The following is a 15,750-nucleotide window of genomic DNA, read 5'->3' on the forward strand; positions in this document are numbered from 1 at the left end:
TGCTGGGCTCACGAAAGGCAGTTTATTTCAAAACGGTAAAGCCTTGCTTTTCGAAGAAAGGCGTCGCCTTTTCGGATTTCAGGAAATCCAGATAGGCTTTTGCTGCCGGCGATTTTGCCTCCGCGAGAACGGCGACGGGATAGATGATCGGCGGATGGCTGTCTTCCGGGAAGGTGCCGACGATCTTCACGCCGGGATCGGCGGCGGCGTCGGTCTGGTAGACGATGCCATAGGGGGCTTCGCCGCGCGAGACGAGCAGCAGCGCGGCACGCACGCTTTCCGCGCCGGCGACCTTTTGTTCAACAGACGACCAGACGCCGAGTTTTTCCAGAGCGGCCTTGCCGTATTTGCCCGCTGGTACGGAATCAACCGCGCCCATCGCCAGACGACCGTCGCCCACCAGAGCGGCAAGATCGAAGCCCTGCTTGATTTCGACCGGCTTTGCCTTGTCTGCGGGAGCGACGAGAACGATGCGGTTGCCGAGAAGATTGGACCGGCTGTCAGCGTTTATCAGCTTCTTGTCGGCAACATAGTCCATCCATGCAAGGTCGGCGGAAATGAAGATATCCGCCGGTGCGCCCTGCTCGATCTGCTTGGCCAGCGCAGAGCTTGCGGCATAAGAAACGGTTACCTCGTTACCGCTGTCCTTCGCCCATTCGGCGTTGATGGCGTCGAGGGCGTTTTTCATGCTCGCGGCGGCAAACACCGTGACTTTTTCGGCGGCATGGGCCGGAACGGCCGCAAAGGAGGCCGCCATCCAGAGGGATGTGGCTGCGGCGATGGTTTTGAAAAAGCTGCGACGCAAAAGTCTCATGGTATGTTACCCCCGGTTCTATATATTCCTATGAATATATCGATAGGCCTATAGGGCAATCATTATATTTTCAAGGATATATCGCTGGGGTAGGAAAAAGCCCATGGCGGGCTTCCCCTACCTCATTCATGAGCTTGTCACAGGAATCCAGCAGATGTGCGTCTGTGCAGCGTGAGAGTCTTTTCCGCCCAAGGACTTGGGTTGGCTGTATTCCTGTGACAAGCACAGGGATGAGGGACGGTGAGCACACCCGAAAGCGGCAAACGTCGCAATGAGGCATCGGCCCCGAACGTTTGTGTCGTGCACTGTAAGTCCGATCAAAAACGCTCGCCGGCGAAATGGGCAATCTGTGCGCCTGCCTCGTAATAGGCTTCCTTCACCGCCCGGAAAGCCTGCGCTTTCGGCTCCGTCACAGGCAGCGGCAATTCGGCTTCAGCAATCTCACCGAGAATATGCTGCGCGATCACCTTGCCGAAGGCCGTGCCCGGCGCAATGCCGCGGCCGTTATAACCTGAAAAGCCGACGACGTTCTCCGCGAATTTATGAAACCGTGGCACGGCATTGTCGGTCATGCCGATCTGGCCATACCATTCACATTCGAACTCCGTATCGCCGAGCTGCGGGAAAAGCCGCTTCAGCGAGCGTTTCGCCCAGGCGCGATGAATGGCGGTCCCGGTGCCGCGCAGGGCGCCGACGCTGCCAAAGACCAACCGGCCCGCTTTGTCCATGCGGAAGGAGGAGAGAATTTCCTTCGTATCCCAGCAGCCCTCACGGCCGGGCAGGATGCTTTTTTGCAGGTTGTCGCCCAGCGGTCTGGTCGCGAAGTTGAAATAGGGCAGGTAGATCTGCTCATCGCGAACTATCTGCCACGGTCCGGTGCTGTAGGCTTCGGTGGCCACAACGATCCAGCTGGCGGTTACAGACCCCTGCGGCGTCTTCACCACCCATTTTCCATTGCTGCGTTCGGTCGCTACCACGGGGCTTTCGGTGTGCAGACGTGCACCCGCTTTCCGGGCGGCGGCGGCAAGGCCTCGAACATAAGCGAGCGGCTGGATCGTGCCGGCGCGTGTATCCAGAAGCGCACCGGAATAGGTCGTGCTGCCGGTGCGTCTCGCTGTCTCCTCGGCATCGAGAATGCGGACGGGCGCGCCTCTTGCAGCCCATTGTTCGCAGCGCTCGCGGATTTCGACGAGCCCCTTTTCGCCGACTGCGCAATGGAGCGTACCGTTTTTTTCGATTTCGCAGGGAATTGCGTGTTTCTCCACCAGTTCGCGAACGAGGAGGGGCGCATTGCCCAGAAGATCGAGAAGCCGTTCGCCGTAAGTTGTACCCAGCACGCCGGGCAGTTCTTTCGGCATGACCCACATGCCGCCATTGATGAGGCCGACATTGCGGCCGGCGCCGCCGAAGCCGATTTCCTTTGCTTCGAGAAGAACGACATCCACACCGCATTCGGCAAGATGAAGGGCGGCGGATTGTCCAGTGAAACCACCTCCGACGACGACGACATCGGCAACTGCTGCGCCCTGCAGGGCAGGCGTTACGGGCGGTTGCGGCGCGGTCTTTTCCCAGAGGCCGTGCGAGCGGGGGTCGTTATACATCGTTCCACCATGTTCCGGGCCAGTTCATTTGTTTTTCGTATGAGTGACAAGCCCTTGTTTATGAGACTTTACAAGCGGTCGCACCTGTTGAATATCGACATATCGTCAAGAGTTCATTCCATGAGGGAATATGGTTCTGCCGCCCCGCCGATTTCTGCCGTCACTCTCGCTGCTGGCGGCTTTCGAAGCCGCTTCGCGCACGGGTAGCGTCACCGCCGCGGCGAGGGAGCTGGGGCTGACGCAGGGTGCGGTCAGCCGCCAAATTCTGGCGCTTGAAGAGCAGCTTGGCATGGCGCTATTCCTGCGTGAGCGGCAGACGATACGGCTGACAAGGGCTGGAGAGGGTTATGCGCGGGAAATCCGCGAGGCCTTGCGGCGTATATCGACGGCCTCGCTCAACCTGCGCGCCAATCCCGATGGCGGCACGCTCAATCTCGGGATTCTGCCGAGCTTCGGCACGCGCTGGCTGGTGCCGCGTCTTCCCGATTTCATTGCCAGACACCCGGGCGTTTCGGTCAATCTTCTGACGCGATCATCGCTTTTCGATTTCCGCACGGACACTGTTGATGCGGCGATCCATTTCGGATTGCCGCATTGGCCGGGCACCGAGCTGGTTTTCCTGATGCATGAAAAGGTCATTCCGGTCTGCAGCCCGGCCTTCAAGGAACGACACGGACTTTCAAGGCCTGATGATCTGCTGCAGGTGCCGTTGCTGCACATGACGACCCGGCCGGATGCCTGGGAACAATGGTTTCGCGGCCACGAGGTTCGTTTCGACAATGTGCATGGCATGCTTTTTGATCAGTTCACGACGATTGCCGAGGCGGCGAGCGCAGGCGTCGGGGCGTCGCTCATTCCTTCTTTCATGATCGAGGAGGAGCTGCGAAGCGGTCGCCTGGTCGCGGCTGTCGCGGGCGAAGTGGAGAGCGAGGAAGCCTATTATCTCGCCTGCATGCCGGATCGCGCCGGTTATGCACCGCTCGAGAGTTTTCGCCGGTGGATCGTTTCCGAGGCCGCAATTGGGACGAACGGCAGGACGGGCGAGTTTTCGGCGTAATCCGGTGACCGGTCTTGCAAGACGGACGCAGCTCAGCCAATAGTGCGCCATGACGCGTGGCACGAGCAGCCATGCACCGAAAGTTCAAATACGGGAGATGTCCGTGAAGCCCATTTTTGTTCAGCTTCAATGTGAGCCCGGCAAGACCTATGATGTCGCCGATGCCATCTATAAAACGGAACTGGTTTCCGAGCTTTATTCCACCAGCGGTGAATATGATCTGCTGCTGAAAGTCTACCTGCCGCAGGAAGAAGATATCGGCAAGTTCATCAACCAGAACATTGTCAATATTCCAGGAATCGTGCGCTCGCTGACGACGCTGACTTTTACCGCATTCTGAAGACTTTTGAAGATTGTCGTCCATCCGGCCTCAAACGCCTGCTGCCCGTAATAGGGTGGAGGTGCGCGCGCATGGCAGGAAGAGCCTTTTCGGTCCAAAGACTTGCGGCCGGCTAGGTTCTTGTGATGCGTACAGGGATGAATTGAGGTGCGGCTTTAAGAGGTATTGCGCCTGGCGTCCGGCATTCCGTTCGAATCCGGATTTTTGGACTTCAGTTCCGCGCAGAGCGCTCTGATGCGCAATGCATGGCCAGCGCGACTGCAGGCTGGCGAGCTGTCAGGCAAAGGAAAAGCGCGCCATCGGCCCGCGTTTTGGGGGGCTGATATTTGGCGCGCTCTGGTTTTGAGGGTTGTGTGAGCGGTCGAAAGTTTTCCCGCATCAGGCGACCGCGGCCAGATTCCGGTTGCGCACGAGATCGCGGATCGCAATCCGCACGTCGTCGGCGCTGTCGAACTTCTGTTCGTCCAGGTCGTGAACGTGGAACTTCACCGCGATGAACTTCAACCGGTCGTTATCCGGGATGACGATGCCGACGGGTTCGCCAGCGAATTCAATAACTTGCTTCTGCATAGATATACTCCCGCTGTGGCTAATAAACACAGCATGTTGTCGAACTGATTTTCAGGAAATTGAGACCGTCAGGTCACATTCGACAGCAGCGGGAACACGTGGATTTAAATCCAGCATTCCAGGACTCAAGACCAAGGATTGCGTTAATGTTGATATGTTTTGACATGACACACTCCCTGTATTGGTGTTGGCCCAGAATCAGGAGACTCGTTCTCCAGTTCCACACTGATAATCCAGACCAGCACTAAAATCAATGCTGATTGTTATAGGTAGAATATTTTTCTTTATGATGACAGGAGAGGGGCGGAATTGTGAAATTTTTGTTTTCGTTCGAGGCCGCCGCGAAAAGCCCGGCGCAGCGGGCTTTTTATGTTTTTTTTAATTGTCGCCGGTGGCGGGCGGTGGGTAAATATGATCGTTTCCGTTGAAATCGGAAACGGAATAACAGCCATCGCGGGTCTTTTCTGCCGCATTTCGGCCGATAGCGGCCTTGCCGTGACCGCCGGGAATGTCGAGAACATAGGTCGGCTGGCAAAGCCCGGAGACATTTCCGCGTAACGCCGAAACGATTCGCTGGCCCTCGTCGATCGTCAGCCGGAAATGGCTGGTGCCGGGCGCAAGATCGGGATGATGCAGGTAATAGGGCTTGATACGGGTCTCGACAAAGGCGCGCATCAACTCGGCAAGAACTGCCGGGTCGTCATTGATGCCTTTCAAAAGTACGGTCTGGCTGACCATGGCGATGCCGGCATCAATCAGGCGTGCCGAAGCGTGCCTTGCGGCTTCGCTGAGTTCTCGGGAATGATTGGCGTGCAGGGCCACATAGGTGGTTTTGCCGCTGGCCTTCAGCGCATCGATCAATGATGCGTCGATGCGGTCGGGATCGACCACCGGCACGCGGGTATGGAACCGGACGATCTTCACATGCGGTATGTCTTTCAGGCGCGTCATCAGGTCAGACAGGCGCCGCGGGGAAAGCACCAGCGGATCGCCACCGGTCAGGATGACCTCCCAGATGGCGGGGTTCGCTTTTATATAGTCGAATGCGGCGTCAAGTTCCGCCGGGCTCATCATGCCATTGCCCTGCGGTCCGACCATTTCCCGGCGGAAACAGAAGCGGCAATAGACGGGGCAGACATGTACTGCCTTTAAAAGAACCCGGTCGGGATACCGGTGAACGATGCCGTGGACGGGGCTGTGCGCGTCGTCGCCAATCGGGTCGTCCCGTTCTTCGGGAAGGTGAACGAGTTCGGCCGCATCCGGCACGAATTGCCGGGCAATGGGATCCTGCGGGTCGCGGCTATCGATCAGCCCGGCAATCGACGGCGTGATGGCGAGCGCGTAACGCTGCGTCACCGCGCGCAGGTTCTCCAGCGCTTCGGCTTCAATCAGCCCCGCTTCGAGAAGCGCTTCGGGTGTCTTGATGGTCTCAAGCCCTGTCATCGTCCATATTCCGCGACTGGGGCCCACATGACGAGGTCGATACGCGGTGCGCCGGTTGCCAGCATCACCAGCCGATCGAAACCGAGTGCTATGCCGCTTGCCGGCGGCATGATGGCGAGCGCGGCCAGAAAATCCTCGTCCAGCGGATAGGTTTCGCCGTAAATGCGCTGCTTCTCGGCCATTTCCATTTCGAAACGCCGTCTCTGCTCGGCCGCGTCGGTCAATTCGCCGAAGGCATTGGCGAGTTCAACGCCGCAGGCATAAAGTTCGAAACGCTCCGCCACCCGCGCATCCCCGGGGGACTTGCGGGCAAGGGCTGCTTCGCAGGTGGGATATTCGTCGAGAATGGTTGCCCTGCCGAAACCTAGTTCCGGTTCCACCCGCTCCACGATGACGCGGCTGAACATATCCGCCCAGGTATCGTCAGCGGCCACGCGAATGCCGGCATTGGTGAGGCTCGCGGCAAGATGGCGGCTGTCGGTTTCGCCGTTTCGGCTGATGGTGGCCAGCAGATCCACACCGGCATATCGCTCGAAGGCTTCGGCGACGCTTACCCGCTCCGGTTCGAGAAACGGATCGACGCTGCGGCCGCGATAGGTGAAATTCTTCGTCTTTGCGGTTTCAGCTGCCAGCGCCAGAAGATTGGCGCTATCCTTCATCAGGCTCCCATAGGTTTCGCCGACCCGGTACCATTCCAGCATGGTGAATTCCGGGTGGTGCAGGGGGCCTCTCTCCCGGTTTCTGTAAACATGCGCAAAACAGGTGATGCGTTTTTCACCGGCGGCGAGCAGCTTCTTGCAGGCAAATTCCGGCGAGGTGTGCAGATAAAGCGGCGCGGCGTCGCCGGCCGGCGTCAGGCCTTGCGTGGCGAAAGCATGCAGATGCGCCTCATTGCCGGGGGAGATCTGCAATGTCGCGGTATCGACCTCAAGAAAATCGGCGCTGGCGAAATAGCTGCGAAAAGCCGACTGGATCGCGTTGCGCCCAATGAGAAACGCGCGGCGGTCCGCGTGGACGTCAGGCGTCCACCATGGCGACATTGTCTGGTTGCTTGCGCGCATTCTCAGTTCTTTTCCGTCTTCTCTGCGGCGCTCAGTTGCGGAGAAATGGTCCGCAAAACGCCTGATCGCGTCATTTAAAGCAATTCCGGGCGGAAAACCGCTAGGCACTCTTCCGGGAATTGCTGTAGAAGGCTGGCAATTCGTGCGGATTTAAGGTAGTTGCGCCCCAGAAAAAAGACAAAACGTCTGCCGGGGCCGGTGCTGCCGCGCAGTCCTTTACGACGCATTTCATCGAGTTACAAGGAAGTCATATGGTCAAGGTTATCGCCTCATCCGTCCGCAAGGGCAATGTTCTCGACGTGGACGGCAAGCTTTACGTCGTTCTCACCGCGCAGAACTTTCACCCCGGCAAGGGCACGCCGGTCACGCAGGTGGACATGCGCCGCATCGTTGACGGCGTGAAGGTCTCCGAGCGCTGGCGCACCACCGAGCAGGTCGAGCGCGCTTTCGTTGAAGACCTGAACTTCCAGTTCCTTTATGAAGATGGCGAAGGCTTCCACTTCATGAACCCTGAGAACTACGACCAGGTCGTTGTTGATGCCGAGACGATGGGCGATCAGAAAGCCTATCTGCAGGAAGGCATGACCTGCATTCTTTCCATCCATGAAGGCAATCCGCTGGCCGTTGAACTGCCGCGTCACGTCACGCTTGAGATCACGGAGACCGAACCGGTCGTGAAGGGCCAGACGGCTTCTTCCTCCTACAAGCCGGCTATCCTCTCCAACGGCATCCGCACCATGGTGCCGCCGCATATCGATGCCGGCATTCGCGTGGTCATCGCGACGGAAGACAATTCCTACGTCGAGCGCGCCAAGAACTGAGCCTGATGACGGGCTGAAAAAAAGCACCGGGTGACCGGTGCTTTTTTGTGCCTTGAATAACAAAAAGCCCGCATCGAAAGACGCGGGCTTTTTGTTTGCTATTTTGGGCCGTGCTTACATGCCCTTCGCGGCGGCCACGGTCGGGCCGGCGGACTTCTTCGGGGCAGGCTGGCCAACGGCATAACCGCCACCGAGAGCCACGTTAAGCGAGACATAATCCTGCGCGGTCGTCTGGATCGCCGTGGCAAGGTTTGCCTGCGCATCCGATACCGAGCGCTGGGCATCCAGAACATCGAGCAGAGACGAGGCACCATCACGATAGCTGGCGGTGGAGAGCTGCAGCGCTTCCTGGTAGGAGGCAACGGTCTTTCTCAGCGCGTCAACGGTACGCTGGTCGCGATTGATGGCGGCCAGGGCGTTTTCGACTTCTTCCACCGCATTGAGAACGGTCGCCTTCCAGACGAGATATTGTTCGCGTGCCTGTGAGTTGGCGATGTCGACATTGGCGCGGAGTCTGCCGCCATCGAGGATCGGGAGCGTGAGGCTCGGACCGAAGGACCAGCTATTGGCAGTTCCCCTGCCGCCGCCACTCAGGAAATTGTAGCTCGGCGTGATCGCTCCACCAAGCTCGATGCTTGGATAAAGCTGCGCCTCGGTTACACCGATCGTGGCGACCGCAGCGGCGAGATTGCGTTCAGCGACGCGGATGTCCGGACGGTTGCGGATCAGGTCGGCCGGGATACCGGTGCGGGGAACTGCGCGCGCAACAGGCTGGCGTGCGCCCTTCTGCAGCTCGGCGATGAGCGACGAGGCCGGCATGCCAAGCAGGGTCGCGATGCGGTGCGCTGCCTTGCGGAAGCTGGTTTCGAGGCCAGGTATCTGCGACAGCGTGGAATTGACCAGACCTTCGGACTGGACGACATCGAGACGCGAGGCCGCACCCGCTTCGAGCTGCAGCTTGGTCAGATCGAGCGTTTCGCGGCGTGAACCCAGGTTCTGGCGGGCAATCGCCAGGCGCTCCTGATAATAGCGCACGTCGATATAGGCGGCGGCGACGGACGAAATCAGCGTCAGGCGCTGCACGTCGACGGTGGAGTAAGCGGCATCGAGCGATGCATCCGCGCTTTCCGTCGCCCGGCGGTAGCGGCCGAAGAGGTCGAGGAACCACGAAACGCTGAGGCTGCCGCTGGACACGTTGGTGACGGGAACGTCACGGTAGCTGCCCTTGGTCTGGCTGGTCGTGTGGCTACCGCTGCCCGTCAGGCTCGGCAGGCCGCCAGCGCCGTCAACGATCACCTGGGCCTGCGCCTGATTGATGCGTTCGATCGCCTGCATCACGGTGAGGTTCTGCGCGAGGCCGGTGGAGACGTAACCGTTCAGGCGGTTGTCGTTAAAGGCCGTCCACCATGCAACGCCGCTGATGTCGCCATTACTGGTTTTTCCGGCTTCCGCAAACTTTCCCGGCAATTGGATTTCCGGCGTCTTGTGGTCGGGTCCAACAACACAGCCTGAGAGCAGCAGCATTGTCAGGGGAAGGGTAGCGCGAATAGACAGCATGTAATTTTCCCAATTCTCTGGTTGGCTTACCGAGCGCGGCTTGCTGACAAATGGGCTGCGCGATCGATATGCCGTAGAAACGTGCATTTGCCAAATCGGCAACATTTCTAGCAGCGTATTAACGGTTGGCACAGCCCATTTTTGTTTTGTTAACGCCTTGAAAGGCGACGAATGATGACGAAAAAGGACGGAACGAAGAAAATTCCGAGCAGTGTTGCAGAAAGCATACCACCCAGGACCCCGATACCGATTGCATTTTGCGCGGCGGAACCCGCTCCGGTTGCGATCGCGAGAGGCACAACGCCGAGGATGAAGGCCAGCGACGTCATAATGATCGGACGCAGGCGCAGCTTCGCCGCCTCCAGCGTCGCTTCCATCAGGCTCAGTCCGTGCTCCTGTCTCTCCTTGGCGAACTCAACGATCAGGATCGCATTTTTCGCCGCAAGGCCGATGGTCGTCAGAAGGCCCACCTTGAAGTAGACGTCGTTCGACTGGCCGAAGAAATGCGCCGCGGTCAATGCGCCGAGAACGCCCACTGGCACGGCCATGATGACCGAGAAGGGGATGGACCAGCTTTCATAAAGGGCGGCAAGGCAAAGGAAGACGATCAGTACCGACAGTGCATAGAGCATCGGCGCCTGCGAGCCGGAGAGGCGCTCCTGATAGGAAATGCCCTGCCACGCGACGGTGTAACCGCCCGGCAGGCTTGCCGTCAGGCGTTCCATCTCGTCCATCGCGTCACCGGATGCAACGCCTGCGCCGGCGGTGCCTTCGAGCGAGATCGCGCCTGTACCGTTGAAGCGGGCGAGAGACGGCGGCGCATTGATCCATTTCACTTCGCTGAAGGAAGAGAAAGGCACCATCTCGCCGCTGGTATTGCGGGCGTACCAGAATTTCAGGTCGTCCGGCTGCATGCGGTAGGGTGCGTCACCCTGGACATAAACGGGCTTCAACTCGCCGTTCAGAGTGAAGTCATTGACATCCCGGCCGGCAAAGATCGTGGACAGCATGAGGTTCACGGAGGAGAGATCGACCCCCATGGCTCCCATCTTTTCCTGATCGAGAACGATCTTCATCTGCGTTTCATTGTCCTGGCTGTCGCTTCGAAGCGAACTGATCTTCGGATTGCTGGTCGCGAGCGCGATCAGCTCCTTGGACGTGGCGGTCAATGCGTCGGTGCCGTTGCGGCCGCTATCCACGAGATACATCGAGAAACCGCTCGATGTGCCCATGCCCTGAATGGCCGGCGGCAGAAGCGGGAACACCTGAGCATCGCGGAAGCCGAAGAAGGTGCCCATCGCACGCTGCACGATGGCGCCGGCATGCTGATCGGGCGCGGTTCTTTCGGCGAAATCCTTGAGCTTGGTGAAGACGATAGCGTTGTTCTGGCCCGAACCGCTGAAACTGAAGCCGAGCACGCCGAAAACAGATTCGACATTGTTGGCTTCTTTTTCGCGGAAGTAGTTTTCGACCTGCTTCACCACCTCGTTGGTTCGCTCGATATTCGACCCGGTCGGCGTCTGGATGATCGTCAGCAGCACGCCCTGGTCTTCCTGCGGCAGGAAAGAGCTTGGCAGCTTTGAAAAGAACCAGGCGCAGCCGCCGATCACGATCGCGAAGATGATCATCACGCGCAGGGGCCGTTTCAGCAGATAACCGATGGAGGACACGTAGCCATCCGTCGTCTTGCCGAAGCCGCGGTTGAACCACGCGCCCGGTCCGCGCTGCTTCTTGTGATGATCGATCGGCTTCAGCATGGTGGCGCAAAGCGCGGGCGTCAGCACGATCGCGACAACGGCCGAAAGCAGCATGGCCGAAACGATGGTGATCGAGAACTGGCGGTAGATGATGCCCGTCGATCCGCCGAAGAAAGCCATCGGAATGAACACGGCGGTGAGCACGAGCGCGATGCCGATGATCGCACCGGTGATCTCGCCCATCGACTTTTCGGTCGCCTCGACCGGTGACAAGCCCTCTTCCGACATGATGCGCTCGACGTTTTCGACAACGACGATGGCGTCGTCGACGAGGAGGCCGATGGCGAGAACCATGGCGAACATGGTGAGCGTATTGATGGAATACCCGGTGAGCGCGAGAACGCCGAAGGTGCCGAGAAGCACGACCGGAACGGCGATCATCGGAATGAAGGTGGCTCTCAGATTCTGCAGGAACACCAGAAGCACGACGAAGACGAGGATGATCGCCTCGATCAGCGTATGCACCACTTTCTCGATCGACAGCTTCACAAACGGCGTCGTGTCATAGGGGTATTCAATCGAAACGCCCTCGGGCAGCGAACCCTCGACATTTGTCAGAGCCGCTTTCACGCGTGCCGCCGTGTCGAGCGCGTTTGCACCCGTGGCAAGGTTGACTGCGAAACCGGCGGACGGACGGCCGTTGGATCGGGAATCGCCGCCATAGGTTTCCTGGCCGATTTCGATGCGCGCCACGTCGCTGAGGCGAACCGTCGCGCCATCCTTTTCGACTTTCAGGATGACGGATTCGAAATCGGCAACCGTGGTGAGCTGGCTCTGCGCCGTCACCGTCACATTGAGCTGCTGGCCCTTGACCGCGGGCACGGCGCCGAGCGAGCCGACCGAAACCTGGGTATTCTGGCTTTCGATGGCGCTGGTGACGTCGGCGGTGGTCAGCTGGTATTTGTTGAGCTTGAACGGATCCAGCCAGATACGCATCGCATATTCGGAGCCGAACACGTTGATGCTGCCCACGCCTTCGAGGCGCTTGATCTGGTCTTCGACACGCGAGGAGAATACGTCGCCGAGATCGGCCGAATTGCGCTTGCCGTCGGTCGAGATCAGCGCGCCAACCATCAGGATACTCGATGTCGAGCGGCTGACCTGGATACCCCGCTGCTGCACGGTATCGGGCAATTGCGACTGGACAAGCTGCAGCTTGTTCTGCACCTGAACCTGCGCAATGTCTGGCAGGATGCTGTTGCCGAAGGTCAGCGTCACTTCGGCGCTGCCGGTCGAGGACGACGAGGTCATATAGGTGAGGTCGTCGAGGCCGGTCATGCCGTCCTCGATGATGGTCGTCACCGATTTCTCGACGGTTTCGGCGCTGGCGCCGTTATAGGTCGCACTGACACGCACCGTTGTCGGCGCAATATCGGGATATTGCGAAATGGAAAGCGTCCAGATCGCAAGGGCGCCGCCCAGCATGATGACGATGGCGATAACCCATGCAAACACGGGGCGCCTGATGAAGAAATGGGCCATGGCAGTCCTGCCTTACCTTTTACGAGCTTCGACCAAGGGGTTTCGTGCTCATGCTTATTTCGAGGGGGCGGCGGCAGGCGGAGCTTGCTGCGGCAGAACGACGATACCGCGATCGTCAATGGTCACTTCAACTGGCGCAACCGTTGCGCCGTCGGCAATCCACTGGAAGCCGTCGACGATGAGCTTGTCGCCATCCTTGACATTTTCCGTCACCAGCCAGGCGTTGCCCGACTGCTGGCTGGACGGGAAGGTGCGGGTTTCCACCTTGTTTTCCGCGGTCACGAATTTTGCGGTCAGTTCGCCATTGGCGTTCCGGCTCGCTGCGCGCTGCGGAATGCGGAAACCTTTTTCCTTGCCGATCGTCAGCGTGGCGCGAACATAGGTGCCGGGAAGCAGAAGATCATCAGGGTTGTCGAAGAGGGCGCGGATGGAGAAGGTGCCCGTCGTTTCGCTCACCGCCATGTCCGACATATCAATCTTGCCGTCATGCTTGTATTCGGTGCCGTCTTCCAGCGTCAGGTGAATGCCGGTCTCCTTCGTGTCGCCGCCAAGCTGACCCGACGAGATCGCCTTTTTCAGACGCAGGAGATTGATGCTGGATTCCATCAGGTCGATATAGATCGGATCGATGCGGCGCAGCGTTGTCAACGCCGTCGTCTGGTTCGCCGTCACCACGTTACCGATGCTGAAGGCGGTCGCGCTGGTAATGCCGTCGAAGGGGGCCCGGACCTTGGTGAGATCGAGATTGATCTCGGCCGTTTCCAGCGCTGCCTTGGTCTGTGCCACGTCGGCTTGCGCCTGCAGCAGCGTCACCTTGGCATTTTCATATTCGATCTGCGTCGCACCGCTGTTGACCAGGCGTTCGTAACGGGCAAGGTTCGCCTGGGCGCTTGGAATGCTTGCTTCCGCCTTCGCCACGTTAGCCTTGGCCTGCGCCACTTCCGCCAGATAGGTATTGTCCTCGATCTGGTAGAGAACGTCGCCCTGCTTGACCTCGCTGCCTTCCTTGAAAGGAATTTCGCGGATGATGCCGGTGACGCGCGGCCGGATTTCGGCTGTCTGGAACGCGCTGGCGCGGCCGGGCAGAACGGTGGTCAGGGGATATTCGCTGGTCTTCATCAGGATGACGCTGACCGGAGACGGAGGACGCTCTGCAGTCTGGCCGGCGGTCTGGCCGCTCTCGCCGCCATCGCTGCAGCCCGCCAGAAGCGCGGTTACACACAGAGAAGCAAATAGGGGTAAAATACGTCGGCTCATTGTTCTTCCCTGCGTATCGCTCGCATTTAACTATAAGCGCAATGTCGCTCGGCGGATGCGCGTCCGGAAACAGACACGACAGGCGAAGGCCTTGGAAGGGACCCGATTCGCTCATTTTGTCCGGACCGCCACGCGCATAGAAGCGCAGGCTTTTGCGCTTCGCAAGCAATTGCGAGAAGGTGACGTAAATTGGGAATCGTCACTTAGCAAGCGGATTGCGCAATCCCGCGTCGATTAAATCGACGAGTTGATCGCAACGTGTTGCCAAATTGCCGATATCTTCCCGCGCAATGAGGACGGGGTGGATGACGCTGGTCAGCGCGTGGAGCACGGTCTCCGCCAGAGGAGGGATATCGGTGGCGGTGTAGATTCCGGCCTCGACGCCGTCCTGAATGATTTCGGCCAGCAATTTAACGATGACGGATTTATAATAGTCTCCGCACTTCATGTCCTGCTTGGCGGTCATCAGGATCATTTCGAAGACGTAGGGATTTTTATTGAGATCCTGGTGGTGCTGCTCCATCAGGTTGCGCGCTAGATGGCGCAATCTGGAAAGCGGTGCATGGCTTTTGTCGAGTGGACAGATCTGCCGTTCGAAAGCGCCGATCTGTTCGAAGCCAAGGGCGTCGACGAGCGCGTTTTTCGAGCTGAAATTCTTGAAGACATTGGCGGGAGACATGCCAAGCGCTGAGGCGATATCGGCAATCGCCACCGCATTGAAACCACGCTCCCGGAAAAGCTCTTCCGCTTTGGCGAGAATGTCCCGCCGGGTTTCCTCGGCGGAACGGCGAGGCCGGCGCCTGACAGGACGGTCACTCTTCCTGTCGCCCTTTCTCGCCTGTTCGATCATTTTGCTCACGGTCAGACTCCGGGGAAGAACGGCTCCAGATTCCGGCGTACTCTTGCAAGCGGCGTCTCGCCGCTATCGTCGGGAACGAAGCTCTGTCCGGTGATGCGTTCGTAAGCATCAATATAGACCTTCGAGGTCTGCAAGACGAGATCCTGCGGAATTTCGGGAACGTCATCCTTATAAGGGTCGCAGCGTTCGGCAACCCAGGCTCTCACGAAATCCTTGTCGAAGCTCGCCGGCCGGGTGCCGTTGCGAAAGCTTTCCTCATAGCTGCCAGCCATCCAGTAGCGGCTGCTATCAGGTGTGTGGATCTCGTCGGCCAGGATGATGGTGCCGTTTTCATCCGTTCCGAATTCATATTTCGTGTCGACGAGAATGAGGCCCTGCTTTGCGGCAATTTCCTGCCCGCGCTTGAACAGCGCCAGCGCGTAACGGGAAAGCGTGTCCCATTGCTCCTGTGTCAGGAGTTTCTTCTCCACAATCTCGGTCGGTGTCAGTGGCTCGTCGTGGCCGCCATCGAAGGCCTTGCTTGTGGGCGTGATCACCGGTTCGGGCAGAATCTGGTTGTCCTGCATCCCGTCAGGAAGGCTCATGCCGTACATCTGCCGCTCGCCCTTCTTATAAAGGGTCAGGATCGACGTGCCTGTCGTGCCGGCCAGATAACCGCGAACCACCACCTCGACCGGCAATATCTCAAGTCTTTTGCCGATGACGACATTTGGGTCAGGATAGCTGACCACATGATTGGGGCAGATGTCCTTTGTCTTTTCGAACCAGTAGCGGGCCGTCTGGGTCAGGACCTGTCCCTTATAAGGTATGCAGGTGAGAATACGGTCGAAGGCGCTGAGGCGGTCGGTGGATATGATGATACGGTTGCCGTCCGGCAGATCGTAGTTTTCCCGCACCTTGCCACGGTAGTAATTCGGCAGCTCGGGAATGACGGCTTCATCGAGAATGCGCACGGGCTCTCCAATTCTTGGCTTTAAAAGGGGACGTGAGACGCCCCAAGTCTTCTGAAACTCTCGTCCGTTCCTATTGCATGTTTCCTGGAACAGGGCCAGTCGCGACATAAAGACTGTCCTTTCCCCCATTTCCGTTGCGCACCACGAAACTATGTAGTGATATCAATGTCTTGATAAA

General features: G+C 58.8%; 13 protein-coding genes. 3 read left to right on the plus strand and 10 right to left on the minus strand.

Translation table 11 applies throughout. The features are described from left to right. Positions 1 to 22: 22 nt before the first annotated feature. Positions 23 to 814, minus strand: coding sequence for a molybdate ABC transporter substrate-binding protein (modA, locus tag AC5I5B_RS21005; protein WP_099085859.1), 792 nt, complete (start codon positions 812 to 814; stop codon positions 23 to 25). Positions 815 to 1,131: 317 nt separating this feature from the next. After that, positions 1,132 to 2,415 (minus strand): NAD(P)/FAD-dependent oxidoreductase, encoded by a 1,284-nt coding sequence (locus tag AC5I5B_RS21010; RefSeq protein WP_111834676.1) that lies wholly within the window; start codon positions 2,413 to 2,415, stop codon positions 1,132 to 1,134. Between the two features lie 130 nt (positions 2,416 to 2,545). On the opposite strand from AC5I5B_RS21010, the gene AC5I5B_RS21015 reads away from it, so the two are divergent. Both AC5I5B_RS21015 and AC5I5B_RS21020 read left to right on the plus strand, forming a co-directional pair. Continuing rightward, positions 2,546 to 3,472 (plus strand): LysR family transcriptional regulator, encoded by a 927-nt coding sequence (locus AC5I5B_RS21015; RefSeq protein ID WP_080866448.1) that lies wholly within the window; start codon positions 2,546 to 2,548, stop codon positions 3,470 to 3,472. A 103-nt stretch (positions 3,473 to 3,575) separates the two neighbouring features. Beyond that, entirely contained in the window at positions 3,576 to 3,812 is a 237-nt protein-coding gene (locus AC5I5B_RS21020) for an Lrp/AsnC ligand binding domain-containing protein (RefSeq protein WP_003504815.1), read from the plus strand. 378 nt (positions 3,813 to 4,190) lie between these two features. On the opposite strand, the gene AC5I5B_RS21025 is transcribed toward AC5I5B_RS21020, so the two are convergent. The 3 genes from AC5I5B_RS21025 to epmA all read right to left on the minus strand — a co-directional run bounded on the left by AC5I5B_RS21025 (position 4,191) and on the right by epmA (position 6,886). Continuing rightward, positions 4,191 to 4,382, minus strand: a complete 192-nt coding sequence (locus AC5I5B_RS21025; RefSeq protein ID WP_003492264.1) for a hypothetical protein — start codon at positions 4,380 to 4,382, stop codon at positions 4,191 to 4,193. Positions 4,383 to 4,760: 378 nt separating this feature from the next. Beyond that, entirely contained in the window at positions 4,761 to 5,825 is a 1,065-nt protein-coding gene (locus AC5I5B_RS21030; RefSeq protein ID WP_111834677.1) for a lysine-2,3-aminomutase-like protein, read from the minus strand. Continuing rightward, a complete protein-coding gene (gene epmA, locus AC5I5B_RS21035) occupies positions 5,822 to 6,886 on the minus strand; it encodes an EF-P lysine aminoacylase EpmA (RefSeq protein WP_111834678.1) in 1,065 nt (354 codons plus the stop codon). Before epmA ends, AC5I5B_RS21030 begins: the two co-directional genes overlap by 4 nt. Before the next feature lie 251 nt (positions 6,887 to 7,137). Between epmA and efp the strand changes: the two genes are divergently transcribed. Continuing rightward, positions 7,138 to 7,707, plus strand: a complete 570-nt coding sequence (gene efp, locus AC5I5B_RS21040) for an elongation factor P (RefSeq protein WP_003504809.1) — start codon at positions 7,138 to 7,140, stop codon at positions 7,705 to 7,707. Between the two features lie 114 nt (positions 7,708 to 7,821). On the opposite strand, the gene AC5I5B_RS21045 is transcribed toward efp, so the two are convergent. The 5 genes from AC5I5B_RS21045 to AC5I5B_RS21065 form a co-directional block, all read right to left on the minus strand. Further along, positions 7,822 to 9,264, minus strand: a complete 1,443-nt coding sequence (locus AC5I5B_RS21045) for an efflux transporter outer membrane subunit (RefSeq protein ID WP_111834679.1) — start codon at positions 9,262 to 9,264, stop codon at positions 7,822 to 7,824. A gap of 149 nt (positions 9,265 to 9,413) precedes the next feature. Next, positions 9,414 to 12,503, minus strand: coding sequence for an efflux RND transporter permease subunit (locus tag AC5I5B_RS21050; protein ID WP_060727384.1), 3,090 nt, complete (start codon positions 12,501 to 12,503; stop codon positions 9,414 to 9,416). Between the two features lie 54 nt (positions 12,504 to 12,557). Further along, positions 12,558 to 13,760, minus strand: coding sequence for an efflux RND transporter periplasmic adaptor subunit (locus AC5I5B_RS21055; RefSeq protein ID WP_060725455.1), 1,203 nt, complete (start codon positions 13,758 to 13,760; stop codon positions 12,558 to 12,560). Between the two features lie 199 nt (positions 13,761 to 13,959). Continuing rightward, entirely contained in the window at positions 13,960 to 14,619 is a 660-nt protein-coding gene (locus AC5I5B_RS21060) for a TetR/AcrR family transcriptional regulator (RefSeq protein ID WP_035213668.1), read from the minus strand. Positions 14,620 to 14,621: 2 nt separating this feature from the next. After that, on the minus strand, positions 14,622 to 15,572 hold the full coding sequence (locus tag AC5I5B_RS21065; protein ID WP_060727386.1) for a phosphoribosylaminoimidazolesuccinocarboxamide synthase: 951 nt from the start codon (positions 15,570 to 15,572) through the stop codon (positions 14,622 to 14,624). Positions 15,573 to 15,750 lie beyond the last annotated feature (178 nt).

The sequence above is a fragment of the Agrobacterium sp. genome (genome assembly GCF_059499945.1).

Bases quoted from the DNA above. Each gene is read 5' to 3' on its own strand.
- modA (WP_099085859.1), bottom strand. From the start codon at position 814: ATGAGACTTTTGCGTCGCAGCTTTTTCAAAACCATCGCCGCAGCCACA.
- AC5I5B_RS21010 (WP_111834676.1), bottom strand. From the start codon at position 2,415: ATGTATAACGACCCCCGCTCGCACGGCCTCTGGGAAAAGACCGCGCCG.
- AC5I5B_RS21015 (WP_080866448.1), top strand. From the start codon at position 2,546: ATGGTTCTGCCGCCCCGCCGATTTCTGCCGTCACTCTCGCTGCTGGCG.
- AC5I5B_RS21025 (WP_003492264.1), bottom strand. From the start codon at position 4,382: ATGCAGAAGCAAGTTATTGAATTCGCTGGCGAACCCGTCGGCATCGTC.
- AC5I5B_RS21030 (WP_111834677.1), bottom strand. From the start codon at position 5,825: ATGACAGGGCTTGAGACCATCAAGACACCCGAAGCGCTTCTCGAAGCG.
- epmA (WP_111834678.1), bottom strand. From the start codon at position 6,886: ATGCGCGCAAGCAACCAGACAATGTCGCCATGGTGGACGCCTGACGTC.
- efp (WP_003504809.1), top strand. From the start codon at position 7,138: ATGGTCAAGGTTATCGCCTCATCCGTCCGCAAGGGCAATGTTCTCGAC.
- AC5I5B_RS21045 (WP_111834679.1), bottom strand. From the start codon at position 9,264: ATGCTGTCTATTCGCGCTACCCTTCCCCTGACAATGCTGCTGCTCTCA.
- AC5I5B_RS21050 (WP_060727384.1), bottom strand. From the start codon at position 12,503: ATGGCCCATTTCTTCATCAGGCGCCCCGTGTTTGCATGGGTTATCGCC.
- AC5I5B_RS21055 (WP_060725455.1), bottom strand. From the start codon at position 13,760: ATGAGCCGACGTATTTTACCCCTATTTGCTTCTCTGTGTGTAACCGCG.